21 protein-coding genes and 1 pseudogene are annotated in these 23,963 nt (G+C 59.4%); 6 read left to right on the forward strand and 16 right to left on the reverse strand.

Annotated features, from left to right (window positions below; translation table 11 throughout):
* Window positions 1-41: 41 nt before the first annotated feature.
* From MOQ06_RS01785 to MOQ06_RS01820, 8 genes are all read right to left on the reverse strand, one after another.
* Window positions 42-338, reverse strand: a complete 297-nt coding sequence (locus tag MOQ06_RS01785; RefSeq protein ID WP_148418372.1) for a YqjK-like family protein — start codon at window positions 336-338, stop codon at window positions 42-44.
* Window positions 335-733, reverse strand: coding sequence for a phage holin family protein (locus MOQ06_RS01790; RefSeq protein WP_148418373.1), 399 nt, complete (start codon window positions 731-733; stop codon window positions 335-337). The genes MOQ06_RS01785 and MOQ06_RS01790 overlap by 4 nt, the downstream gene beginning before the upstream one ends.
* 2 nt (window positions 734-735) lie before the next feature.
* Window positions 736-1,041, reverse strand: coding sequence for a YqjD family protein (locus MOQ06_RS01795; RefSeq protein ID WP_003862645.1), 306 nt, complete (start codon window positions 1,039-1,041; stop codon window positions 736-738).
* Between the two features lie 29 nt (window positions 1,042-1,070).
* Window positions 1,071-1,439 (reverse strand): DUF1090 domain-containing protein, encoded by a 369-nt coding sequence (locus tag MOQ06_RS01800; RefSeq protein WP_148418374.1) that lies wholly within the window; start codon window positions 1,437-1,439, stop codon window positions 1,071-1,073.
* A gap of 143 nt (window positions 1,440-1,582) precedes the next feature.
* Window positions 1,583-1,966, reverse strand: coding sequence for an EnvZ/OmpR regulon moderator MzrA (mzrA, locus tag MOQ06_RS01805; RefSeq protein ID WP_148418375.1), 384 nt, complete (start codon window positions 1,964-1,966; stop codon window positions 1,583-1,585).
* 2 nt (window positions 1,967-1,968) lie between these two features.
* Window positions 1,969-2,631, reverse strand: coding sequence for a DedA family general envelope maintenance protein YqjA (gene yqjA / locus MOQ06_RS01810; protein WP_022649475.1), 663 nt, complete (start codon window positions 2,629-2,631; stop codon window positions 1,969-1,971).
* 342 nt (window positions 2,632-2,973) lie between these two features.
* Entirely contained in the window at window positions 2,974-3,750 is a 777-nt protein-coding gene (gene exuR, locus MOQ06_RS01815; protein WP_242170363.1) for a transcriptional regulator ExuR, read from the reverse strand.
* 129 nt (window positions 3,751-3,879) lie between these two features.
* Window positions 3,880-5,178: an MFS transporter gene (locus MOQ06_RS01820; protein ID WP_148418377.1), complete on the reverse strand. Its 1,299-nt coding sequence runs from the start codon at window positions 5,176-5,178 to the stop codon at window positions 3,880-3,882.
* 474 nt (window positions 5,179-5,652) lie between these two features.
* On the opposite strand from MOQ06_RS01820, the gene uxaC reads away from it, so the two are divergent.
* On the forward strand, window positions 5,653-7,065 hold the full coding sequence (gene uxaC, locus MOQ06_RS01825; protein WP_242170366.1) for a glucuronate isomerase: 1,413 nt from the start codon (window positions 5,653-5,655) through the stop codon (window positions 7,063-7,065).
* A gap of 17 nt (window positions 7,066-7,082) precedes the next feature.
* Window positions 7,083-8,570 carry an altronate dehydratase family protein gene (locus MOQ06_RS01830; RefSeq protein ID WP_148418379.1) on the forward strand — a complete coding sequence of 496 codons (1,488 nt, stop codon included), beginning with the start codon at window positions 7,083-7,085 and terminating at the stop codon, window positions 8,568-8,570.
* A 96-nt stretch (window positions 8,571-8,666) separates the two neighbouring features.
* Here the strand turns inward: MOQ06_RS01830 and MOQ06_RS01835 are convergent.
* From MOQ06_RS01835 to MOQ06_RS01855, 5 genes and pseudogenes are all read right to left on the reverse strand, one after another.
* Window positions 8,667-9,818 (reverse strand): annotated as a pseudogene (locus tag MOQ06_RS01835) (IS481 family transposase); the annotation flags it as partial.
* Between the two features lie 132 nt (window positions 9,819-9,950).
* Window positions 9,951-11,192, reverse strand: a complete 1,242-nt coding sequence (gene sstT, locus MOQ06_RS01840; RefSeq protein ID WP_148418380.1) for a serine/threonine transporter SstT — start codon at window positions 11,190-11,192, stop codon at window positions 9,951-9,953.
* Between the two features lie 221 nt (window positions 11,193-11,413).
* The gene (locus tag MOQ06_RS01845) at window positions 11,414-12,382 is read right to left on the reverse strand and encodes a TerC family protein (RefSeq protein ID WP_176609419.1); all 969 of its coding nucleotides are present in this window, start codon (window positions 12,380-12,382) and stop codon (window positions 11,414-11,416) included.
* Window positions 12,383-12,634: 252 nt separating this feature from the next.
* Window positions 12,635-13,633, reverse strand: coding sequence for a Gfo/Idh/MocA family oxidoreductase (locus MOQ06_RS01850; protein ID WP_242170369.1), 999 nt, complete (start codon window positions 13,631-13,633; stop codon window positions 12,635-12,637).
* Window positions 13,634-13,703: 70 nt separating this feature from the next.
* Complete coding sequence (locus MOQ06_RS01855) at window positions 13,704-14,207, reverse strand: M48 family metallopeptidase (RefSeq protein WP_242170371.1); 504 nt, start codon at window positions 14,205-14,207, stop codon at window positions 13,704-13,706.
* Window positions 14,208-14,292: 85 nt separating this feature from the next.
* Between MOQ06_RS01855 and rlmG the strand changes: the two genes are divergently transcribed.
* Window positions 14,293-15,429 (forward strand): 23S rRNA (guanine(1835)-N(2))-methyltransferase RlmG, encoded by a 1,137-nt coding sequence (gene rlmG, locus MOQ06_RS01860; protein WP_242170374.1) that lies wholly within the window; start codon window positions 14,293-14,295, stop codon window positions 15,427-15,429.
* Here the strand turns inward: rlmG and MOQ06_RS01865 are convergent.
* From MOQ06_RS01865 to lsrR, 3 genes are all read right to left on the reverse strand, one after another.
* Entirely contained in the window at window positions 15,426-17,447 is a 2,022-nt protein-coding gene (locus MOQ06_RS01865; RefSeq protein WP_242170378.1) for an NADPH-dependent 2,4-dienoyl-CoA reductase, read from the reverse strand. The two genes, rlmG and MOQ06_RS01865, sit on opposite strands and share 4 nt — an antisense overlap.
* 174 nt (window positions 17,448-17,621) lie before the next feature.
* Window positions 17,622-19,250 (reverse strand): autoinducer-2 kinase, encoded by a 1,629-nt coding sequence (lsrK, locus tag MOQ06_RS01870; protein ID WP_242170381.1) that lies wholly within the window; start codon window positions 19,248-19,250, stop codon window positions 17,622-17,624.
* A 35-nt stretch (window positions 19,251-19,285) separates the two neighbouring features.
* Window positions 19,286-20,254: a transcriptional regulator LsrR gene (gene lsrR, locus MOQ06_RS01875; RefSeq protein WP_148418387.1), complete on the reverse strand. Its 969-nt coding sequence runs from the start codon at window positions 20,252-20,254 to the stop codon at window positions 19,286-19,288.
* 215 nt (window positions 20,255-20,469) lie between these two features.
* Here lsrR and lsrA point away from each other — a divergent pair, with 215 nt between their 5' ends.
* The 3 genes from lsrA to lsrD are packed head-to-tail and all read left to right on the forward strand — an operon-like array spanning window position 20,470 to window position 23,963.
* Window positions 20,470-21,957 (forward strand): autoinducer 2 ABC transporter ATP-binding protein LsrA, encoded by a 1,488-nt coding sequence (lsrA, locus tag MOQ06_RS01880; protein ID WP_242173191.1) that lies wholly within the window; start codon window positions 20,470-20,472, stop codon window positions 21,955-21,957.
* Window positions 21,954-22,985, forward strand: a complete 1,032-nt coding sequence (gene lsrC / locus MOQ06_RS01885; protein ID WP_242170384.1) for an autoinducer 2 ABC transporter permease LsrC — start codon at window positions 21,954-21,956, stop codon at window positions 22,983-22,985. Before lsrA ends, lsrC begins: the two co-directional genes overlap by 4 nt.
* On the forward strand, window positions 22,986-23,963 hold the full coding sequence (lsrD, locus tag MOQ06_RS01890) for an autoinducer 2 ABC transporter permease LsrD (RefSeq protein WP_193355039.1): 978 nt from the start codon (window positions 22,986-22,988) through the stop codon (window positions 23,961-23,963).

Below are 23,963 nucleotides of genomic sequence, written 5' to 3' on the forward strand. Positions count from 1 at the left end.
GCAAAAACAAAAAACGGTAACCTGAGTTACCGTTTTGCTTTTTACCGCAGCTGCTGCTGACGAATCGTGGCCTTCACCAGACGCCATGCGCTCCAGACGCCGAAGCCGCGGCGCGCCCAGCGAATCAGCATATTTGGATGACGAATCGTCCAGATAGCCATCACGCTGCTGCCAACCAGCGCCCACGAACGCAAGCTCAGGATGGTATTCCAGCCGCGGTCATAACGCTGGGTCAGCTCCAGCCAGTCGCGACGGCTGGCGGACAGGTCCAGCCGCTGCTGTTGGATCTGGCTCAGCAGATACGCTTTTCGCTTCTGACGTTCGGCTTTGTCGCTCACGGCTTGTCATCCTCCAGCAGGGCGCGATCGTTGGCCAGCTCCTGACGCGTATGGCGCAGGAAGGTCGACGTACGCGCTTTACGCAGAGTCCAGATACCGCCTATCAGCGCGGCAACCAGCAGAACCACCGTGGTCGCAATCATCGCGTTCAGACGATACTGCGGGTCAATAGCCCAGATGATTAACACCATCAGGCTCATCAGCCCGAACGCGGCAAAGAGCATCGTAAGCCCAAGCATGAGCAGCATCTGGAAGAGATTGGCTTTCTCCTCTTCCAGCTCCACTACCGCCAGCCGGACGCGCGTTTCGGCAATCCCGACCAGCGTCGTAAGAATACGCTGGCCGATGCCGAGGACGTTTTTAGCAGGCCCTTGTGCGTGACGAGGATCTTCCATAATCAACGACGCGTCAGCAGAACGCCCAGCACCACACCTACTGCGGCACCAATCCCTACGCCAGTCCATGGATTATCACGTACATATTCGTCTGCGCGTGCTGCTGCTTCGCGGGTCTGTTTCGCCAGCGCATCACCGGTTTCACCCAGACGATAACGGCTCTCTTTCAGCGCCTGCTCCGCTTTACTGCGCAGCTTGCTCACTTCTTCTTTCGATTTATCGGCAGAGGAGTTCAGCACCTCTTCCAGAGTGTCCGCCAGGGATTTCAGCTCAGCGCGCAGATTTTCTGAAGTTGTATCTTTTGACATGATTCTCTCCTGTTGAGATTTCCGTTAACTCAATAATCGCGAGCTTCCAGCGCTTTCAGTTCGTCCTGCGCCTCTTGTAACTTCCTCTCGCGCTTGGCAATCTTTTCCGCATCCCCTTTCTCTTTCGCTTCCTGCAGGTCTTGACGGCGCTCGGCTATCTCGTCCTTCTGTTCAGCGATTTTTTCCTGATGTTCGGCACGCAGCTTGCTGTCGGAACAGTTGGCTTTCACTTCGCTCAGCGCTTTTTTCAGACCGTCGATCCGGTGCTGGTTGTTATGCTTTTCGGCATAGCTGATTTCGCGCTGGATATCCTGTTCTTTCTCCTGACAAAGAGACATTGCGAAGGAAGTTGTGCTTAACGAAAAAAGGGCCAGAGCCAGGGTGATGCGGTATTTCATTATAGAAACCTTCCATTGTGTTACGGCGTAAGCCGTGTTCCAGAACTATGCGGAGAACATCTGAGGGGTGCTCCGCGTACTTAAGCATAGTAAGTAAACGGGAGTTTCACCAAAGTAGGTGAAAATATTCGGAATAGTAGTCGTTAACCAAATCGATGCGACGTGTCGCGTAACCGTGACATCCAGGAGGCCACGTGGCTGTCATCGTCCTGCTGCGCGATGATATAACCATGAGGCAGCGTTCGGTCCAGCACGGCTTTTGCCGCGGCGCTTTGCGCACTGGAGTCAAATTTTATCAGCAGCACATCGTCTTGCGGCGTAATGCTTTTAAAGCGGATCCCGTTTGCGTCCAGATGATGCCAGATGGAAAAACCATCCGGCACGCTGGCTCCCTGACTCACAGGGCGGATAGCCAGCGTCGACTCCTGATGCTGTAGCGCAGACCACAGCAGGATGAGCGTGCTTAACATCATCAGCGCGACGATGGCATAAGAGAAGCGGCGGAGGGCGAGCGGGGAGATAACCATCGTTAACCCCTGGCTCCGTATTTCTTCTTCCACAGCACAACCAGTGAACCTACCAGACCAAACACCAGCAGGACGACCGGCAGCAGCATCAGGCAGGACATGAGCTGATCTTCATACTTCATAAATACCGGCGTTTTGCCGAGCGCGTAGCCGAGCGTGGTCAGGATCAGAACCCACAGCAAGCCGCTCATCCAGTTAAAGAACTGGAAGCGCGCGCTGCTCAGGCCAGACAGGCCCGCAATGGTGGGCAGCAGGGTGCGAACAAACGCGATGAAGCGGCCAATCAGCAGCGCGGAAAGCCCGTGCTTGTGGAAAAGGTGGTGCGCCCGCTGGTGGTAATGTGCCGGAAGATGCGAAAGCCAGTTCTGGACGATACGCGTGTTGCCCAGCCAGCGCCCCTGAATATAGCTCACCCAGCAGCCCAGGCTGGCGGCAATGGTTAACAGCAATACCGTTTGCGGGAAGGCCATCGCCCCTTTTGCACAAAGTACCCCGACCAGCACCAGCAGACTGTCGCCCGGTAAAAAGGCGGCAGGCAACAAACCGTTCTCAAGGAACAGGATCATAAATAAGACAAAATAGAGCATGCCAATCATGGACGGGTTGGCCAGCGTTTCGAAATCCTGAGCCCAGAGGGCGTTCAGTAGTTGGGTCAAAAGTTCCATTCAGTGTTCCTGGAAATCGGTTAACGTCACGCCTGTCATTCGGGAAAAACAGCACGGCGACATTGTAGTGATTTCATTATGGTCGCTCGCGGACACATTGATGCGTGGCCAACACTGTTCCCTGTTAATTGGCTGGTTAGCAAGCACTAACTTACAAAATAACGAAGTGAATCCAATTGTAACAAAGCCCGACGTTCTGCGTCACAGAATTTGAGGGGAAACGTGATTTTGGCGTAAGCCATGAAGGGGAGCGAGACTTTTTACAAAGGCTGACACTATAGAGGTTTTCTTACCCTGCATCGCCGGAAGGCGCAGCGGTGCGCCTGCCAGCAGCCCAGGGGCTTATTTTGCGAGATTGGCCGCAGTATCGAGATGAACGACCGGATTATCGGCAAAAAGATAGCGGTCTGCGTTAAATTCAAAGTCATCACTGGTTTCATTAAAGAGCATCTGTTTGGTGTTTTCCAGATGCTGCCACATCGCCAGCTTCGCCGCGTGCGGGTCTTTACGAATCAGCGCCTTAAGAATCTGATCGTGGTCGTCGCACCAGTTATCCACCGTGCGGGAATCGATGTGATCGTGCAGTTTCTTCCAGTACGGGTTGTGAACGCGCTGAGTCCACATTTTTTCTACGATTGCCGCCAGCGCCGTATTCTGGGTTGCAAGGGCGACCTGGACGTGGAACTGCAGGTCCCATTCGGAATCGCGGAAACATTTCTCCTTACGCGCGTGATCCTGAATTTCCATCAGCTTCATGATGTCCTGCTTGGTCACCTGAGTCGCCGCAAATTCCGCGATATTGCTTTCGATCAGCTGGCGAGCCTGGAGAAGCTCGAACGGACCGTAGCTGGCAAACTCCAGGCTTTCGTCCGGGGCCGGAGAGTGCTTTGCCTGGTTGGAAATCACGTGAATGCCGGAGCCTTTACGCACCTCAACGTAGCCTTCCACTTCCAGCATGATGATGGCTTCGCGCACCACCGTGCGGCTGACGCTTTTCTCGTCCGCGATAAAACGCTCGGCGGGAAGTTTATCACCGACAAGATAGACACCTTGCTCGATGCGATCTTTCAGCTCGGCAGCAAGTTGTTGATATAAACGACGTGATTCGGTGATTTCCATATACGCTCCAGGCAGGGTACCGCGAATGATTTGTTATACCACTTTTGCGTGCCAGTCTCCAGATTTTGCCATCAAAAAAGCCGCCCGGAGGCGGCTTCTGCGAAGATTTTGCCGGGTGGTGGCGCAGCGCTAACTCTGCGTCGCCGGTCCCCCGAGGGACTCTTTCGCCAGTTCGTCGGCGGATTTACTTTTCAGCACCGTCCAGATCACCACCGCGCCCAGCAGGTCGAAGATTGCCAGTACCGCGAACAGCGGGCTGAAGCCGATGGTGTCTGCCAGCGCGCCGACCACCAGGGCGAACATGGTGCTTGCTGTCCAGGCGGCCATGCCGGTCAGGCCGTTGGCGGTGGCAACTTCGTTACGGCCAAACACGTCGGAAGAGAGCGTAATCAGCGCGCCGGACAGCGACTGGTGAGCAAAACCACCGATACACAGCAGCGCGATAGCAACGTAAGGGCTGGTGAACAGACCGATCATGCCCGGGCCGATCATCAGCAGCGCGCCCAGGGTGACCACCATCTTACGGGAAACAATCAGGTTCACGCCAAACCAGCGCTGGAACAGCGGTGGCAGGTAGCCGCCCACGATACAGCCCAGGTCCGCGAACAGCATTGGCATCCAGGCGAACATCGCGATCTCTTTCAGGTTAAAGCCGTAAACTTTGAACATGAACAGCGGGATCCAGGCGTTGAACGTGCCCCAGGCCGGTTCTGCCAGGAAGCGTGGCAGGGCGATACCCCAGAACTGACGGGTGCCGAGGATCTGCCAGACGGACATCTTTTTGCCGTTATCGGTCTGATGCTGCGATTCCTGACCATTAATAATGTAGTCGCGTTCTTCGGTAGACAGCTTTTTCTGATCGCGCGGGTGTTTATAGAAAATCAGCCACGCCATCGCCCAGGCAAAGCTCAGTACGCCCGAGATGATGAACGCCATCTGCCAGCTGTGCATCACGATGGCCCATACCACCAGCGGCGGCGCAATCATCGCCCCGATGGACGAGCCCACGTTGAAGTAGCCTACCGCAATGGAGCGCTCTTTTGCCGGGAACCACTCGGAGCTGGCCTTCAGCCCCGCCGGGATCATCGCCGCTTCGGCGGCACCAACCGCACCACGCGCCAGCGCCAGCCCGCCCCAGCTTCCTGCCAGTGCGGTCGCGCCGCAGAAGACGGCCCAGGCAACGGCGAAGAAGGCGTAACCAATTTTTGTACCCAGAATATCAAGAACATAACCTGCAACAGGCTGCATTACGGTGTAAGCGGCAGAGTACGCCGCGATGATGTAAGAGTATTGCTGCGTGGAGATATGTAACTCTTCCATCAACGTTGGCGCCGCGGCTGCCACGGTGTTACGCGTCAGGTAGCCCAGCACGGTGCCGAGCGTCACCAGTGCAATCATGTACCAACGTAACCCTTTAATTTTACGCATGTAAAACCTCATCGTTATGTTATTTCCGTGTCGGGACACGGCAACAGCTCAACCGTTATCGGGAGCTGTTCTGTAACGGGAGGGGCGTAACCGGGAGCGTGTCCCGGAACGGCCCGAACCTTGCCATAAGTAATCGTGCTTAAGTCGGTTTCCGTACCGTTAAATCCGGTGTGAAGCACCGGTAATGCATTCCGTCGGCATAGTGTTTGCGACGGCGAAACGATAACTTGTCATACAACTTTAAAAGGTGAGTGACATCACAAAAGTGTGAATCTTTGTAGGGATATTCCGCGGCGTGGATGAAGCCAGTGCTGGCGCGGTCTGTGAGAGGGTTTACCCCTTTGAGGGTAATTTATTTGTCGACGTTTATTGATCTAACTCACGAAAAAAACGTCGGCCTCTGGAAATTGGTGTGATAACTTTGCAGCATCTGAACATAAGCTTTCTGCCGCTCCCGTAATGAGGAAGACGATAATGACGCCGTTTATGACCGACGATTTTCTGTTAGATACCGAATTTGCCCGCCGCCTGTACCACGACTACGCAAAAGACCAGCCGATTTTCGACTACCACTGCCATTTACCGCCGCAGCAGGTTGCCGAAAATTACCGCTTCAAAAACCTGTATGATATCTGGCTGAAGGGTGACCACTATAAATGGCGAGCGATGCGCACCAACGGCGTGGCCGAGCGCCTGTGTACCGGCGACGCCACCGACCGCGAGAAGTTTGACGCCTGGGCCGCTACCGTTCCGCACACCATCGGTAATCCGCTATACCACTGGACGCACCTTGAGCTGCGTCGTCCGTTTGGCATCACCGGCAAGCTGCTGTCTCCAGCCACCGCGGATGAAATCTGGAACCAGTGCAACGACCTGCTGGCGCAGGACAACTTCTCCGCGCGCGGCATCATGAAGCAGATGAACGTGAAGATGGTGGGGACGACCGACGATCCGATCGACTCTCTGGAGCACCACGCGGTGGTCGCCAAAGACGCCGCGTTTGACATCAAGGTGCTGCCAAGCTGGCGCCCGGATAAAGCCTTCAACATCGAGCAGGCAACCTTTAACGACTACATGGCGAAGCTGGCGGAAGTCTCCGATACCGACATCCGTCGTTTCGCCGATCTGCAAACGGCGCTCACCAAACGTCTGGATCACTTCGCCGCGCACGGCTGTAAGGTCTCTGACCACGCGCTGGACGTGGTGCTGTTCGCGGAATCTAACGAAGCCGAGCTGGACAGCATTCTGGCGCGTCGTCTCTCCGGCGAACAGTTAAGCGAGCATGAAGTCGCCCAGTTCAAAACCGCGGTGCTGGTGTTCCTTGGTGCGGAATATGCCCGTCGCGGCTGGGTTCAGCAGTATCACATCGGCGCGCTGCGTAATAACAACCAGCGCCAGTTTATGCTGCTGGGCGCGGACGTCGGCTTTGACTCCATTAACGACCGTCCGCTGGCGGAAGAGCTGTCTAAGCTGCTGAGCAAACAGAACGAGCAAAACCTGCTGCCAAAAACCATCCTCTACTGCCTGAACCCGCGCGATAACGAAGTGCTGGGCACCATGATCGGCAACTTCCAGGGGGAAGGGATGCCGGGCAAGATGCAGTTTGGCTCCGGCTGGTGGTTTAACGACCAGAAAGACGGCATGGAGCGTCAGATGACGCAGCTGGCGCAGCTTGGCCTGTTAAGCCGCTTTGTCGGCATGCTGACCGACAGCCGCAGCTTCCTGTCCTATACCCGTCATGAATATTTCCGCCGCATTCTGTGCCAGATGATTGGCCGCTGGGTGCACGCGGGCGAAGCGCCAGCGGATATCCAGCTGCTGGGCGAAATGGTGAAAAACATCTGCTTTAACAATGCGCGTGACTACTTCGCCATTGAACTGAACTAAGGCCGCTTGAGGTTGATATGCAATACATCAAAATCCATTCGCTGGATAACGTTGCCGTCGCGCTGGCAGATTTAGCCGAAGGGACGGAAGTGACCTTCGACGACCAGTCGGTGACGTTGCGCCAGGCCATTGGGCGTGGCCATAAGTTTGCCCTGATCCCCATTGGGAAAGGGGAGAACGTGGTGAAGTACGGTTTGCCTATCGGTCACGCGCTGGCGGATATTGCGCCGGGTGAATACATTCATTCCCACAATACCCGCACCAACCTCAGCGATCTGGACGAGTACAGCTATCAACCTGATTTTCAGACGGAAGAAGCCCAGGCGGCCGATCGTGAGGTGCAGATCTACCGCCGAGCCAGCGGCGAGGTGGGGATCCGCAATGAACTGTGGATCCTCCCGACCGTCGGCTGCGTGAACGGGATTGCGCGTCAAATCCAGGCGCGCTTCCTGAAAGAGACCAGCGGTGCCGAAGGCACCGACGGGGTGCACCTGTTCAGCCACACCTACGGCTGCTCCCAGCTGGGTGACGACCACATCAACACCCGCACCATGCTGCAAAACATGGTGCGTCATCCGAATGCGGGCGCGGTGCTGGTGATTGGCCTCGGCTGTGAAAACAACCAGGTGGATGCCTTTCGCGAAACGCTGGGCGACTTCGATCCCGGGCGAGTGCGCTTTATGGTGTGTCAGCATCAGGATGACGAAGTGGAGGCGGGCGTTGAACAGCTGCATCAGCTGTATGAGGTGATGCGTCACGACAGGCGCGAGCCGGGCAAGCTGAGCGAACTGAAGTTTGGCCTGGAGTGCGGCGGATCTGACGGGCTTTCCGGCATTACCGCCAACCCGATGCTGGGCCGCTTCTCGGATTACGTGATTGCCAATGGCGGCACCACGGTGCTGACCGAAGTGCCGGAGATGTTCGGCGCGGAGCGTATTCTGATGAGCCACTGCCGCGACGAAGAGACGTTTGAAAAGACCGTCACCATGGTGAACGACTTCAAACAGTACTTTATCGCCCACAACCAGCCGATTTATGAGAACCCGTCGCCGGGTAACAAAGCGGGGGGGATCACCACGCTGGAAGAGAAATCCCTCGGCTGCACCCAGAAGGCGGGCGCCAGCCAGGTGGTGGACGTTCTGCGCTACGGCGAACGCCTGAAAACCCACGGCCTGAACCTGCTGAGCGCGCCGGGTAACGATGCGGTCGCCACCAGCGCGCTGGCGGGGGCGGGCTGCCACATGGTGCTGTTCAGTACCGGCCGCGGTACGCCGTACGGCGGGTTTGTGCCGACGGTTAAAATTGCCACCAACAGCGAGCTGGCGGCAAAGAAAAAGCACTGGATCGATTTCGACGCAGGACAGCTGATCCACGGCAAAGCGATGCCGCAGCTGCTGACCGAGTTCGTGGACGCTATCGCAGAGTTCGCCAGCGGCAGGCAGACCTGTAACGAGAAGAACGACTTCCGCGAGCTGGCGATTTTTAAGAGTGGTGTGACGCTGTAAGCTGGGTGCGGGCTGGTGCCCTCACCCCAACCCTCTCCACTGTACGGTCCGGGGACATGGTAGACAGGTGTTCGGGGACATGGTGAACACTTTTTAACATCCTTTACCCATGGTGATCGACTTTTTCTTCAGGTCGATCACCCCCACTTTCGTGCTGTACCACCACACCTCGTAGCGGCCGTCTTCCTGCATCTCCTTCAGCCCGACCCGTTCTCCCCTGAACGCCTTGCCTGCGCTCAGACTTACCCCTTTCACGCTCAGCTTTCCGCTGATATCCACTTTCCTGACCATCACGCCCTCGTCGTATTCCGGGGGCGGTGTGTTGCCGCTGTACTGCCGTGCAGACGGCTTATACCGCGAGCCCGGTACCGCCATATCCAGCGCCTCATGCGGGCGTTCAAGGTTATAGACCGTCCGCCAGTGGTCGAAGGCGCGCTGCAGTTCGCCCTCGTTCGCGAACCACTTCCCCTGCAGCACCTCCGTCTTCAGGCTGCGGTGAAAACGCTCCAGCTTGCCCTGCGTCTGCGGATGATACGGCCGGGAGTGCCCCACCCGGATACCATGGCGCATCAGCCACAGCTCCAGCGCCGTCCAGGTGCCGGTGGTATCTCCCCACGGGGCGCCGTTGTCCATTGTCATCCGGTCCGGCAGGCCGTAGCGTTCAAACACGCTGACCAGCTGCTGCTGCACGGTCTCGCGCCGTTCATCGGTACAGTGCGCCAGGCACAGGGAAAAACGGGAGTGGTCGTCCAGCAGGGTGAGCGGATGGCAGCGGCCACCGCCAAAGGGAAAGTGGCCCTTAAAATCCATCTGCCAGAGGCAGTTCGGCGCGTCATGTTCGAACCGTCCCGTGACGGGAATGCCCGGTGAAGTGCCCGGCAGCAGACCATGGCGGGCCATAAGGTTATGGACGGTGCTGAAGGCGGGCATAGTGTGCCCCTGGTCTTCGAGCCAGTGCTTTATCTTGCGCGCGCCCCAGCGTTGATGGCGGTCATGGGCCATACGCAGCAGGGCAGTGATGTCGTCAGATGAGCGGTTCGGGGAATGGTGCGGTATGCGCGGGCGGTCCTGAAGGCCGGAGGCACCTTCCTCTCCCCAGCGGCGAAGCCACTTGTAGCCGGTGGCAGGTGAAATGCCAAAGTGACGGCAGAGGGAACGGATGTTCGCCCCGTCCTGCGAGGCGAACAAAACAAACTCGGTACGTAATGACATGGTATCTCTCGCATCCCAGGGCATAAGCGACTCCATAAGCGGGTTCTTATGCCTTAGTTGTAAGTGTCTACCATGTCCCCGAACAAGTGTTCACTATGTCCCCGGACCATACACCACGGGGAGAGGGGGCAAATACTAAAACGGCAACCTCAGGGTTGCCGTTTTGCTTTATCCGCGCAGGGCGTTCTTCGCTAAACGCGCGTCTTCTGCCTGGCAGGCCGCCGCGGTGAACAGCACGTCCGTTGAGGAGTTCAGCGCGGTTTCGCAGGAGTCCTGCAGGACGCCGATAATGAAGCCGACCGCAACAACCTGCATGGCAATTTCGTTCGGAATGCCAAACATATTACAGGCCAGCGGGATCAGCAGCAGTGAACCGCCCGCCACGCCGGATGCGCCGCAGGCGCACAGCGACGCCACCACGCTCAGCAGCAGCGCCGTTGGCAGATCGACCGGAATACCCAGCGTATGCACGGCCGCCAGCGTCAGCACGGTGATGGTAATCGCTGCACCCGCCATGTTGACGGTCGCACCCAGCGGAATGGAAACCGAGTAGGTGTCGCGATCCAGGTTCAGCTTCTCCGCCAGCGCCATGTTAACCGGAATGTTCGCCGCCGAGCTGCGGGTAAAGAAGGCATATACGCCGCTTTCGCGCAGGCAGGTCAATACCAGCGGATACGGGTTGCGGCGGATCTGCCAGAACACCAGCAGCGGGTTGATCACCAGCGCCACCAGCAGCATGCAGCCTACCAGCACAAACAGCAGCTGTGCATAACCCCAAAGCGCGTCAAAGCCGGTTGTCGCAAGCGTAGACGACACCAGACCAAAGATACCGACCGGCGCAAAGCGAATGACGACCTTCACGATAAAGGTCACGGCGTTGGACATATCGTTGACCAGGTTTTTTGTCGTTTCGTTGCCGTGACGCAGGGCGAAGCCAAGCCCGATCGCCCAGACCAGGATGCCAATGTAGTTTGCATTCAGCAGGGCATCAATCGGGTTTGTCACCATGCTCATCAGCAGGCCACGCAGAACCTCCACGATGCCGGAAGGCGGCGTGATGTCGCCCGCCGCAGAGGTCAGATGCAGCGTGGACGGGAAGAGGAAGCTAAAGACCACCGCGGTCAGCGCAGCAGAAAACGTGCCCAGCAGATATAAAAAGAGAATCGGACGAATGTTGGTTTTTTGTCCGTGCTGGTGATTGGCGATGGAAGCCATGACCAGCATCAGAACCAGCACCGGCGCAACGGCCTTCAGCGCGCCCACGAACAGGGTGCCGAGTAACCCTGTCGCTTCCGCGGCAGGTTTTGACACCAGCGCCAGCAGGATCCCCAGAACCAGCCCTACCAGGATTTGTTTAACCAGGCTGCCCTGCGTGATACGCGCCAGCAGGCCTTTAGATTGTGTGCTCATACTAAATTCCTAAGTGAAATTGCGTTCCATCCTGGATGTGCTCTAAGTCACATTTATTTCAGGATGTAAATATTTGTTTGCCTGGTTGAGTATCACGGAAAGCGGGGAAAGGCGGAAGCGTAAAATGCTGGATTTTACGTGTTGCGTCATATTTTTTAACTATTGCGTTACAAAAGTGTGTTCACCCTCTCCCCTGTAGGGAGAGGGCCGGGGAGAGGGGATTACTCCGCCTGCTGCTTTTTATCGTGCTGGCGGTTAACCCAGGTATTAATAACCAGCGTCACCAGCAGAATGCCAAACACCACGCTGAGCGAAATGGCGATCGGGATATGGTAGAAATCGACGATCAGCATCTTGATACCGATGAAGACCAGAATCACCGACAGGCCGTATTTCAGCATCGAGAAACGCTCCGCCGCGCCCGCCAGCAGGAAGTACATCGCGCGCAGGCCGAGGATCGCGAACAGGTTAGAGGTCAGCACGATGAACGGGTCGGTGGTGACCGCGAAGATAGCCGGGATACTGTCTACCGCGAAAATCACGTCGCTCAGCTCGACCAGAATCAGCACCAGCAGCAGCGGGGTGGCAAACAGCAGGCCGTTCTTGCGCACGAAGAAATGCTCGCTTTCGATCTTGTCCGTCATGCGCAGATGACCGCGGATCCACTTCACCAGCGGCTTATCACCGATACCGGTATCGTCTTCTTTTGCCAGCGCCATTTTGACGCCGGTGAACAGCAGGAATGCGCCGAACACGTACAGCAGCCATTCAAACTGGGTAATCAGCCAGCTGCCGGCGAAGATCATGATGGTACGCAAGATGATGGCACCGAGCACGCCGTACACCAGCACGCGGCGCTGCAGAGCCGCAGGCACGGCAAAATAGCTAAACAGCATCAGCCAGACGAAGACGTTATCTACCGCCAGCGCTTTTTCAATCAGATAACCGGTGAGGAAGGCGAGAGCCTGAGGATCGGCCACCGCGCGGCCTTCGGTCGAGGCCAGATACCACCAGAAGGCGGCGCAGAAAAGGAGTGAGAGGGATACCCACACCAGCGACCAGACGGCGGCTTGCTTAACGCTCATGCCGTGCTCGCCGCGGCGGCCCTGCAAAAAGAGGTCGATCGCCAGCATGATGAGCACGACAACCGCGAATCCGCCCCACAGCATTGGAGTGCCGACAGAATGCATACTATTTTCCTTACACATAAAAAAACAAAAACGGCTATGGTCAGAAGACGATAGCCGTTAGCTTTTTATGCATAGACCTCGCCTTCCGGCAAGGTCTCACTTACAACCATGAAGGTTGCCCGGCGACCGGATGCGGTTTTGCACGCATCGTAATGACGATCCACCGGCGAAGAAGTTACTCCCCTTTGCAGGTAACAAAATATGTCAGAACATTGATTTCGTCAATGCTCTGCACGGTTTCATTACACAGCTTTACGCGATAGCTTCCGCATTCATGCCGTCTGCGGGGAAGACCACGCCGGTCTGTCGGCGGATCTCCGTTTGCAGCTTCGCCGTGGTGCGGCTTATCGCAAGCCCGGGGTGGTTCACTTCATTGTCTTCTACCAGACGGGCGAAGACCTCTGCCTCATAGAGCATAGTGTTAATATGCTGAGGCTGCGTCAGCTCCTGCGCTTTTCCGCCGCGCGGGACGATGCTCAGCTTCTGGCATTCGGAGATTTTTTCGATCACCAGCGAGCCGTCTTCGCCCTGAATTTCGCTTGGCAGCACGGAGTCGCTGACCTTCGAGTGCTGCAACGTCACGCTGAAATCACCGTAGTCGAGCACCACGATACCGTGAGCGTCCACGCCGCTGTCCAGCAGGCTGGCGGTGGCCGTCACGCCGTGTGGTTCCCCCCACAGCGCAACCGCAGAGGCCAGACAGTAAAAACCGATATCCATAATCGAGCCGTTCGAGAAGGCCGGGTTAAAGGTATTCGGGTTTTCGCCGTCCAGATAGCGCTGATAGCGCGACGAATACTGGCAGTAGTTGATAAAGGCTTTACGCACTTTGCCAATTTTCGGCAGGGACTGCTGCAACAGTAGGAAGTTGGGCAGGCTGGCGGTTTTAAACGCTTCGAACAGTACCACCTGGTTTTCGCGGGCAAGCGCAATGGCGGCTTCCACTTCCTGACTATTCGAGGCCAGCGGCTTCTCGCAGATCACATGCTTTTTGTGGCCGAGGAACAGCGCCGTTTGCGGGAAGTGCAGGGAGTTCGGGCTGGCGATATAAACCGCGTCAATGGCGTCGCTTTGCGCCATCTCGTCGAGCGAGGTGAACAGGTGTTCGACCAGGTAATCGTTCGCGAAGCTCTGCGCCTGCTCAAGGCTGCGGGAATAGACTGCGGTGAGCTTATATTTGCCGGTTTCGTGGGCGGCGTCGACGAACTGGCGCGTGATCCAGTTCGTACCGATGACTGCGAAACGTATCATAAACGTTTACGTACTCCGTAGCAGGGAACCTGTAGCCACTGTAGCACGTCATCATGACATTTCGCGTGCGCTACTGCGCATTACTCTTTAACGATAAATGCGTCAGCCACAAACGGGTATCAAACTCCAGCTGGTGGTACTGCGGCTCCATATGGCAGCAAAGGGCATAAAACGCTTTGTCGTGCTCCTTCTCCTTGAGGTGGGCAAGCTCGTGCACCACAATCATCCGCAGAAACGCTTCGGGCGCGTTACGAAATACGGTCGCCACGCGGATCTCCGCTTTGGCCTTCAGCCTGCCGCCCTGCACGCGAGAGACGGCGGTGTGCAGGCCGAGCGCGTTTTTCAGCACGTGGATCTTGCTGTCGTACATCACCTTGTTGACCGGCGGCGCGCTCTTCAGATACCGGTTTTTCAGATCCTGCGTATACTGCCAGAGCGCCTTATCGGTCGCGAAATCGTGCGTGCCGGGATAGCGTTTTTCCAGCACCGCGCCCAGCTTTTGTTCGGCAATTAACGTCCGGACCTGGGAAAGCAGATGCTCCGGGTAGCCCTGGAGATAAGTCAGCTGGTTCATCAAAACCCCAAAATAAGTTGAAAACGGGTATACTCACGCACCCTTTTCAGGGATAACGCCGAAATTTTACCATTCAGGAGGGCCGATGAGCCACTTAGACAACGGTTTCCGTTCACTCAACCTTAAACGTTTCCCGGAAACGGACGACGTTAACCCGCTTCAGGCGTGGGAAGCGGCGGATGAATATCTGCTGCAACAGTTGGATGACGCTGAAATCAGCGGCCCGGTGCTGATCCTGAATGACGCGTTTGGCGCGCTGGCCTGCGCCCTGGCGGCACACACGCCTTACAGCATCGGCGATTCTTACCTGAGCGAGCTGGCGACGCGTGAAAACCTGCGTCACAACGATATCGAAGAGTCCAGCGTGAAGTTCCTCGACAGCACCGCGGACTACCCGCAGGCGCCGGGCGTGGTGCTGATTAAGGTGCCAAAAACCATGGCGCTGCTGGAGCAGCAGCTGCGCGCGCTGCGCAAGGTCGTGACGCCAGAAACCCGCATCATTGCGGGTGCCAAAGCGCGCGACATTCACACCTCGACGCTGGAGCTGTTCGAGAAGGTGCTGGGCCCGACCACCACTACGCTCGCCTGGAAAAAAGCGCGCCTGATCAACTGTACCTTCAGCGCGCCGGAACTGGCCGACGCGCCAGAAACCCTGAGCTGGAAGCTGGAAGGCACAGACTGGACCATCCATAACCACGCGAACGTCTTCTCCCGCACCGGTCTGGACATCGGCGCGCGTTTCTTTATGGAATACCTGCCGGAAAATCTGGAAGGGGAAATCGTCGACCTGGGCTGCGGCAACGGCGTGATTGGCCTGACGCTGCTGGCGAAGAACCCGGACGCCAGCGTGGTGTTCAGCGACGAATCGCCGATGGCGGTGGCGTCGAGCCGTCTGAATGTGGAAACCAACATGCCGGAGGCGCTGGACCGCTGCGAGTTCATGATCAACAACGCGCTGTCCGGCGTGGAGCCATTCCGCTTCAACGCCGTGTTCTGCAACCCGCCGTTCCACCAGAAGCACGCCCTGACGGATAACGTCGCCTGGGAGATGTTCCACCACGCGCGCCGCTGCCTGAAGATCAACGGCGAGCTGTACATCGTGGCGAACCGCCACCTTGACTACTTCCACAAGCTGAAGAAGATTTTCGGCAACTGCGTCACCGTTGCCACCAACAACAAGTTCGTGGTGCTGAAAGCGGTGAAGCTGGGACGTCGTCGCTAAATAATCAGTGCAAGCTGGGTGCCCTGCGCAATGGCCCGCCGCGCATCCAGCTCCATCGCCACGTCGCACCCGCCGATCAAATGCACCGTTTTACCTGCCTCACGCAGCAGATCCGCCAGATCCCGCTTTGGCTCCTGTCCGGCACACAAAATCACATGATCCACGCGCAGCAGCTGCGGTTCGCCGCCGATCGTGACGTGCAGGCCCTCGTCGTCGATCTTCTGATAGCTCACCGCCGGGATCATCTTCACCCCGCGCGACAGCAGGGTGGCGCGGTGGATCCAGCCCGTGGTTTTGCCCAGCCCTTCGCCCGGCTTGCTGGCTTTGCGCTGTAGCATGACGATCTGACGCGGGCTTTTCGGCAGCAGTGGCCCTTCAGGCCGCAGGCCGCCGGGCTGACTCAGGCTGGTATCAATTCCCCATTCCACGCAAAATTCGGCGATATTCTGGCTGGTGGCCTCGCCCGGCTGGCTCAGGTACATGGCGGTATCAAAGCCGATACCGCCGCAGCCGATAATGGCCACCTTCTCCCCCACGGGCGCTTTATCGCGCAGTACGTCCAGATAGCTCAACACCTTCGGATGATCGATACCCTCGATCGCAGGCGTGCGCGGGGCGATCCCGCTTGCCAGGATCGCCTCGTCGAACGCCAGCAGATCGGCCGCCGTCACCCGCTGGTTAAGCCGCAGATCTACGCCCGTCAACTCGATCATCCGCCGGTAGTAGCGCAGGGTTTCATAGAATTCCTCTTTGCCGGGGATCTGTTTGGCGATATTAAACTGCCCGCCAATCTCACCGGCGGCATCAAACAGCGTCACGCTGTGCCCGCGCGAGGCGGCGTTCACCGCGAACGCCAGGCCCGCTGGTCCAGCGCCCACGACGGCCAGGCGTTTTTTATTGACCGCGGGAACGACAGGCATTGTGGTTTCATGGCAGGCGCGCGGATTCACGAGACAAGAGGTAACCTTGCCGACGAAGATCCGATCCAGGCAGGCCTGGTTACAGCCGATGCAGGTGTTGATCTCATCCGCGCGTCCGCTTTGCGCTTTGGACAACAGTTCTGCATCCGCGAGGAACGGGCGCGCCATTGACACCATATCGGCATCGCCGCGTGATATCACGTCGTCCGCCACCTGCGGATCGTTAATACGGTTAGTGGTGACCAGCGGAACAGACACTTTTCCCTTCAGCCTGCGCGTTACCCAGCTGAACGCCGCGCGCGGCACCGGCGTGGCGATAGTTGGAATGCGCGCCTCGTGCCAGCCGATGCCGGTGTTGATGATGGTGGCGCCCGCGGCTTCAACCGCCTTCGCCAGCTGCACGGCTTCATCGAACGTCCCGCCGCCCTCCACCAGGTCGAGCATCGACAGGCGGAAGATGATGATAAAATCTGCACCCGCGCGCTCGCGCACCGCGCGCACCACCTCCACCGCAAAGCGCATGCGGCGGGCATAGTCGCCGCCCCATTCATCCTCGCGCTGGTTGGTGCGCGCGGCGAGAAATTCGTTGATCAGATAGCCCTCGGAGCCCATCACCTCCACGCCGTCATAGCCCGCTTCACGCGCCAGCGCGGCGCAGCGGGCGAAGTCCTCAATCAGCGCCAGGATCTCGTCGTGGCTGAGGGCATGCGGCCTGAAGCGGTTGATGGGGGCCTGGATGGCCGACGGCGCGACCAGATTTGGCTGATAGCTGTAGCGCCCGGTGTGCAGGATTTGCAGGGCGATTTTGCCGCCCTCGCGGTGAACCGCGTCGGTCACAATGCGGTGGTGCGGCAGCTGGCTCGCGTTATTTAGCACCGCGCCGCCCTCCATCGTCACGCCCGTGGGCGCGGGCGATACGCCGCCGGTGACGATCAGCGCCACCCCGTGACGCGCGCGCTCGGCATAGAACGCCGCCAGACGCTCGGCCCCGTCCGGGCGCTCCTCCAGCCCGGTATGCATCGAGCCCATCAGCACGCGGTTTTTGAGGGTGGTGAACCCCAGATCGAGAGGGGCGAATAACGACGGGTAGCGGCTCATAGTCTCTTCCAGTGTAAAATTATTGTTATGTGGTCGGATGAGTTACTAATTTAGCCAGCGGGGAGTAAAAGGGAAAAGGGGAATGCGGTGAATGTGATGGGATTCAAATAATGCCCCTCACCCTAACCCTCTCCCCGAAGGGGAGAGGGGACTAGCCGGTGCGATCTTAAAGAGTTAGCTCGATCTGGTCTTTTCCCTCTCCCCTTTGGGGAGAGGGGCAGGGTGAGGGGTGTGGGTTTTTACTAACCCCGGTGCCTCCCACATCGACGTCGTCAGCCCGCTGTCCACCAGCCCGAGCTGGTCCGCATACACCGCCTGCCACTTCTGCATCATGCCGTCGTACAGCTCCCGGTGCGCCGGGTTCGGCGTGAACTCCCGGCTCCACTGCACCAGCCGCTCGCCCGTCGAGGCCATATCCGCGAACAGCCCCGCGCCCGTTCCGGCCGCAATCGCGCAGCCCAGCGCCGTGGCCTCCTTCACCTCCGGGACGCGCACCGGCAGGCCGGTGACGTCGCTTAAAATCTGGCTCCACAGGGCGCCTTTCGAACCGCCGCCCGCAAACACCAGGCTCTCAAACTTTACGCCGGAGAAGCGCGAAATCTGCGCCAGGTTACAGGCAGAGACTATCGCCGCGTTCTCCTCCAGCGCGCGGAACAGCGTCGCTTTGTTGCACTTTTCCGGGTCAATGGAGAGGTTAATAAACGACGGTGCCGCGTGGTACCACTGCTTAAAATGCATCGCGTCGGAGAAGATGGGCATCACGCCGTGGGAGCCAGCGGGCACGCGGCTCGCCATCTCTTCGAGCAGGGAATAGGTGTCCATCCCCATCCGGTCGGCAATCAGCTTCTCTTCGGCGCAGAACGCGTCGCGGAACCAGCGCATGGTCAGCCCGGTAAAGAAGCTGATCGACTCCGCCTGCGCCATGCCGGGGATAACGTGCGGGTTCACGCGGATGTTCATGTCGGGGTCGGTGCGTACCTGCGGCAGGTTGACCACCTGCTGCCAGAAGGTACCGCCCAGCACCGCCGTTTGCCCGGCGCGGACCACGCCCAGCCCCAGACAGCCCAGCTGCACGTCGCCGCCGCCCATCACCACCGGCGTGCCCTCGCGCAGGCCACTCTGCTGTGCGGCCTCCCGGGTGATGGCACCCAGCACCGTCCCCGTCTCCTTCACCGGGGAGAGGATATCGGCGCGCAGCCCGGCCATGTCCAGCAGCGCCGGCCGCCAGTCGCGGGAGAAGAGATCCAGCATGCCGGTGGTGCCCGCGTTCGACGGGTCAACCGCCAGCTCGCCGGAAAGCTTCGCCGCCAGCCAGTCGCTGATCATGGTGATGGTGGCGGCCTTGCGGTAGATATCCGGCCGATGGTGCGCCAGCCACAGCAGGCGCGGCATTGCGCTCAGGGCAAGGGTTTGCCCGGAAACCTCATACACCTCGGATTCAAAGCGGTCGTCGTGGATCTCCTTGAGTTCGGCCACCTCGCGGCTGGCGCGGGCGTCGACGTTGGCGCAGGCCCAGATGGCCTCGCCGTTGCGGTCATACAGCACGATCCCTTCGCGCATCGAGCAGCAGGCGACGGACTGAATATCCGCCGCGCTCAGGCGCGCGCGCTCCAGCGCCTGATGAATGCACCGGCAGGCCAGCCGCCAGTTGGTGTCGAGGTCGAACTCCATCGACCCCGGCACGTTCTCCACGCTCAGGTGCTTCCACTCGGCCTGGCCGACGGCAACCTGGCTGCCCTGTAAATCGAAAATAACGGCGCGAACGCTGCCTGTCCCTGCATCTAACGCTAAAAGGTAACTCATGAGCTTGCCTCGCTGTTAGCGCAGGGCATCCCCCGTTACGTCAGGGCCAGCACCGCGCGGGCTGTCGTCTCTTCCGTCACCAGGCCATTGATACGGCGACCCTTCAGTGCGGCGTAAATCGCATCGGCTTTCTCTTCTCCTCCGGCCACGCCAACGATGGTGGGCAGCTGCGCCAGTTCATCGAGCGTGACGCCGAGTAATTCTTTGTGGATCTCCAGCTCCCCGACGCATTCGCCATCGGCATTGAGGAAATAGCCGAGGATGTCGCCGACCGCGCCCTTGCGGGCGTACATCAGCTGTTCACCTTCGCTGATATAGCCGGAGCGCAGTATCGTTGCGTCACGGCGCTGGTTCACCGAACCAATCCCGACCACCGCCACGTCGGCCGCGGTGGCGGCGAGGATCACGTCCCGCACGCTGGTTTCGCGCTTTAAGATCCCGGCCACTTCTGCGGATGAGACGCGAAGCGGGGCGGGGATCATGCTGACGCTGCAGGCCGCGTCCAGCTGGCCGATACCGGTCATATAGGGCCCAACGCCGCCGGAGAGCGTCACCAGGCGGATCTGCTGCGAGCTGATAAAGCCGCTCAGGTGCTGCAGGCTGCTCATGGTGGTTTCACCAAACCCCACCGCTAACAGCTGGCCGGGCTCCAGCACGCCCATCAGCGACTGCGCGGCGCCAATGCCGAGCCGCACGTTCATCGGCGGGGTATTAAGGGCGGGCATCACGCGCACCAGCTTCAGGCCAAAGCGCTGCTGGAGCTCGGTTTCCAGCGCCAGGCACCCCTCGTAGCGGGAGTTGATCTGCACGCGGATCACCCCGGACTGACGGCCCTTCTCCAGCAGGCGGGAGATCTTCAGGCGCGGCAGCCCGAGCCGTTCGCCAATATCGTTCTGGGTCAGCCCGTCGTGGTAGTAACACCAGGCCACGCGCGCCACCAGCTCCTCTTCCGCCAGCGCCAGCCCGGCAAACCGTCCTTCTTCCGCAGTGCGTTTATCGCTCATAGTTGAACTCTTATAAAAATTTAGATCATATGTTCGTAATGGCGCGACGTGAAAATGTGAGCCACGCGACAAAACGGATCTTTAAGATGGTTTCTGTTTTATCTGGATCTTAATCGATAAAACTGTGATCCCTGCACGGTTGTAAATATAGTTCACCGTCTACGCTTTTGAACATTATTAAATCTAAAAATCATTTGTTCAATAGCGGAGCGATGATGACACCACTTCTCGAGGCGCGGAATATCAGCAAGCAGTTCTCAGGCGTGCCGGTCCTGAAAGGCATTGATTTCACGCTGCTTGCGGGGCAGGTGCACGCGCTGATGGGCGGTAACGGCGCGGGAAAATCGACGCTAATGAAGATCGTCGCCGGGGTCGAAACGCCGGATCGGGGTGAACTGTCGGTCGCCGGTGAGTCTTTTGCACGGCTTACGCCCGCGCAGGCGCACGGGCTCGGCATTTACCTGGTGCCGCAGGAGCCGCTGCTGTTCCCCAACCTGACGGTGCGGGAAAACATCCTGTTCCGCCTGCCGCGCGGGCGCGATCGGGATAAACGCCTCGCCGCGAAGCTGGAACAGCTGCGGTGCCAGCTTAACCTCGACGCCGCTGCCAGCACCCTGGAGGTGGCGGATCAGCAGATGGTGGAGATCCTGCGCGGGCTGATGCGCAACGCGACGATCCTGATCCTCGACGAGCCTACGGCCTCCCTCACGCCCGGTGAAACCGAACGGCTCTTCTCCCAGATCCGCGCCCTGCAGGAGCAAGGCGTTGGCATTGTCTTCATCTCGCACAAGCTGCCGGAAATCCGCATGCTGTCGAGCCACGTCTCGGTAATGCGCGACGGCGCGGTGGTGCTCAGCGGCGAAACCGCGCAGTTTGACGATAACGCCCTGATCGCCGCCATGACGCCGGTGGGGCGCGATAAAGCCCTGAGCGATACGCAAAAGCTGTGGCTGGCGCTGCCGGGCAACCGCCGCACCCAGCCGCAGGATTTCCCGGTGCTGCGGGTTGAGGATCTCACCGGGGAAGGGTTTATCGATCTCAGCCTTGAGATCTACGCCGGGGAGATCGTCGGTCTCGCCGGGCTGGTGGGATCCGGGCGTACCGAGTTTGCGGAAACGCTTTACGGCCTGCGCCCCGCGCGCGGGGGCCGCGTCTGGCTGGAAAATCAGGATATCAGCCATGATGCCGTTTCGGCGCGGCTGGCCAAAGGGCTGGTCTACCTGCCGGAAGACAGACAGGTGTCCGGCCTGTTCCTCGACGCGCCCGTCCGCTGGAACACCGTGGCGCTGAACGAGCCATCGATCTGGCAGCAGCGCGGGCGGGAGTCTGCGGTGGTGGAGCGCTATCACCGGGCGCTGGGGATCAGGCTCAATCACGCGGATCAGCCCGTGCGCACGCTCTCCGGCGGCAATCAGCAGAAGGTGCTGCTGGCGCGCTGCCTGGAGGCCAATCCTCTGTTGCTGATCGTCGATGAACCCACGCGCGGCGTGGACGTCTCGGCGCGCGCCGATATCTACCAGCTGCTCAAAAGCGTGGCGGCGCAGAACGTGGCGGTATTAATGATCTCAAGCGATCTTGATGAATTCCCCGGCCTCGCGGACCGCGTGCTGGTGATGCATCAGGGCGTACTCAGCGGTGAACTACCGCGCCACGCCGTCAGCCTCGACCGGATGATGGCGCTGGCGTTTGGAGGGCAGTCATGAAGATCTTACTGAAGAACCGCGAGCTGAGCGCCTTTCTCGCCATCCTTGCGCTGTTTGCCGTGCTGGTGGCGCTTAATCCGTCCTACTTCAGCCTGCAAACGCTGGGGATGATCTTCGCCAGCTCGCAGATCCTGATCCTGCTGGCAACCGGTGCCGCGCTGGTGATGCTGACCCGCAATATTGACGTGTCAGTTGGCTCGATCGTCGGGCTCTCCGCCATCGCCGTTGGCGTGGCGCTGAACAGCGGCTACAGCCTGCCCGTTTCCATTCTCTTCGCGCTGTCGATTGGCGCGCTGGCGGGGGCGTTCAACGGCTTTCTGGTGGTGGGGCTGCGTATTCCGGCCATAGTCGCCACCCTCGGCACGCTGGGGCTGTACCGCGGGGCGATGCTCCTCTGGACCGGCGGAAAGTGGATTGAAGGGCTGCCGCCGGGGCTGAAATCCCTCTCTGAGCCAGCCGTCATCGGCGTTTCACCGCTCGGTATTGCGGTGATGCTTATTGTGGCCACCGGCGTATGGACGCTTTCGCGTACCGCCTTCGGGCGTGATTTCTACGCCGTGGGCGACAATCTCGCCGCCGCGCGGCAGCTGGGCGTGGCGGTCAACCGCACGCGGATGCTCGCCTTTACCCTCAACGGCATGCTGGCGGCCTGCGCCGGGATTGTGTTTGCCGCGCAGATTGGCTTTGTTCCCAACCAGACCGGCAGCGGGCTGGAGATGAAGGCCATCGCCGCCTGCGTGCTCGGGGGCATCTCGCTGCTGGGCGGCACCGGCACGCTGATCGGCGCCTTCCTCGGCGCGTTCTTCCTCACCCAAATCGACACCGTGCTGGTGCTGTTCCGGCTGCCGGCCTGGTGGAATGACTTTATCGCCGGGCTGGTGCTGCTGGGCGTGCTGGTGCTCGACGGGCGGCTGCGCCAGGCGCTCTCAAGACACCAGCGGGGGCTGAAGTACGGCCGCTTCCAGCCGGGTAATAAAGGGGGAAAGCACGTCGCTCCGTTTCCCGTACGCAAAAAAGAGGTGGCATAAATGAAGCTTAGCTGGGAAAGCGCGCTGCTGGTTTTGCTGGTGCTGGAGATCCTGCTCTTTGGGGCCATCAACCCGCGGATGCTCGACGTCAACATGCTGCTGTTCAGCACCAGCGATTTCATCTGCATCGGCATCGTGGCGCTGCCGCTGACGCTGGTGATTATCAGCGGCGGGATCGACATTTCGCTGGGCTCAACCATTGGCCTGTGCGCCATCGCGCTGGGGGTGATGATGCAGGCGGGGTGGCCGATGGCGCTCGCCGTTCCACTGACGCTGCTGCTCGGCCTGCTGTGCGGGCTGGTGAATGCGGCGCTGATCCACTACACCGGCATCAGCCCTCTGGTGATTACCCTCGGCACGCTTTACCTCTACGGCGGCGGGGCGCTGCTGCTCTCCGGCATGGCGGGCGCGACGGGCTACGAGGGCATCGGCGGCTTCCCGGACGGCTTCACCGCCTTCGCTAACCTCACGGTGCTGGGGCTGCCGATCCCGCTGGTGCTGTTCGCGGCGATCGCTCTCTTTTTCTGGCTGATAACCCACCGCGGGCGCTTTGGCCGGCATCTGTTTTTAATGGGCCAGAATCCGCGCGCGGCGCGCTACGCGGGGCTGTCGGTCAACGGCATGCCCTACGCCCTGTACGGCCTGGTGGGCGTGGCCTCTGCCATTGCCGCGCTGGTGATGGTCTCCTATTTCGGCTCCGCGCGCTCGGATCTGGGGCGCGATCTGCTGATGCCCGCGCTTACCGCCGCCGTGCTCGGCGGGGCGAATATCTACGGCGGGTCCGGTTCGGTTATCGGTACGGCGCTGGCGGCGCTGCTGGTGGGGTACCTGCAACAGGGTTTACAGATGGTCGGCATCCCCAACCAGGTGTCGAGCGCGCTGTCAGGGGCGCTGCTGGTTGTGGTGGTGATGGGACGTTCGCTGAGCCTGCACCGCGAATGGGTGCGATCTCTCTTTAGAAAACTATCCGGAGCGTAA

Origin of the sequence: Enterobacter sp. I4, from assembly GCF_022669095.1 — a bacterium.
GTDB lineage: Bacteria > Pseudomonadota > Gammaproteobacteria > Enterobacterales > Enterobacteriaceae > Enterobacter > Enterobacter pasteurii.

Bases quoted from the DNA above. Each gene is read 5' to 3' on its own strand.
- MOQ06_RS01790 (WP_148418373.1), bottom strand. From the start codon at position 733: ATGGAAGATCCTCGTCACGCACAAGGGCCTGCTAAAAACGTCCTCGGC.
- MOQ06_RS01795 (WP_003862645.1), bottom strand. From the start codon at position 1,041: ATGTCAAAAGATACAACTTCAGAAAATCTGCGCGCTGAGCTGAAATCC.
- MOQ06_RS01800 (WP_148418374.1), bottom strand. From the start codon at position 1,439: ATGAAATACCGCATCACCCTGGCTCTGGCCCTTTTTTCGTTAAGCACA.
- mzrA (WP_148418375.1), bottom strand. From the start codon at position 1,966: ATGGTTATCTCCCCGCTCGCCCTCCGCCGCTTCTCTTATGCCATCGTC.
- yqjA (WP_022649475.1), bottom strand. From the start codon at position 2,631: ATGGAACTTTTGACCCAACTACTGAACGCCCTCTGGGCTCAGGATTTC.
- exuR (WP_242170363.1), bottom strand. From the start codon at position 3,750: ATGGAAATCACCGAATCACGTCGTTTATATCAACAACTTGCTGCCGAG.
- MOQ06_RS01820 (WP_148418377.1), bottom strand. From the start codon at position 5,178: ATGCGTAAAATTAAAGGGTTACGTTGGTACATGATTGCACTGGTGACG.
- uxaC (WP_242170366.1), top strand. From the start codon at position 5,653: ATGACGCCGTTTATGACCGACGATTTTCTGTTAGATACCGAATTTGCC.
- MOQ06_RS01830 (WP_148418379.1), top strand. From the start codon at position 7,083: ATGCAATACATCAAAATCCATTCGCTGGATAACGTTGCCGTCGCGCTG.
- sstT (WP_148418380.1), bottom strand. From the start codon at position 11,192: ATGAGCACACAATCTAAAGGCCTGCTGGCGCGTATCACGCAGGGCAGC.
- MOQ06_RS01845 (WP_176609419.1), bottom strand. From the start codon at position 12,382: ATGCATTCTGTCGGCACTCCAATGCTGTGGGGCGGATTCGCGGTTGTC.
- MOQ06_RS01850 (WP_242170369.1), bottom strand. From the start codon at position 13,633: ATGATACGTTTCGCAGTCATCGGTACGAACTGGATCACGCGCCAGTTC.
- MOQ06_RS01855 (WP_242170371.1), bottom strand. From the start codon at position 14,207: ATGAACCAGCTGACTTATCTCCAGGGCTACCCGGAGCATCTGCTTTCC.
- rlmG (WP_242170374.1), top strand. From the start codon at position 14,293: ATGAGCCACTTAGACAACGGTTTCCGTTCACTCAACCTTAAACGTTTC.
- MOQ06_RS01865 (WP_242170378.1), bottom strand. From the start codon at position 17,447: ATGAGCCGCTACCCGTCGTTATTCGCCCCTCTCGATCTGGGGTTCACC.
- lsrK (WP_242170381.1), bottom strand. From the start codon at position 19,250: ATGAGTTACCTTTTAGCGTTAGATGCAGGGACAGGCAGCGTTCGCGCC.
- lsrR (WP_148418387.1), bottom strand. From the start codon at position 20,254: ATGAGCGATAAACGCACTGCGGAAGAAGGACGGTTTGCCGGGCTGGCG.
- lsrA (WP_242173191.1), top strand. From the start codon at position 20,470: ATGACACCACTTCTCGAGGCGCGGAATATCAGCAAGCAGTTCTCAGGC.
- lsrC (WP_242170384.1), top strand. From the start codon at position 21,954: ATGAAGATCTTACTGAAGAACCGCGAGCTGAGCGCCTTTCTCGCCATC.
- lsrD (WP_193355039.1), top strand. From the start codon at position 22,986: ATGAAGCTTAGCTGGGAAAGCGCGCTGCTGGTTTTGCTGGTGCTGGAG.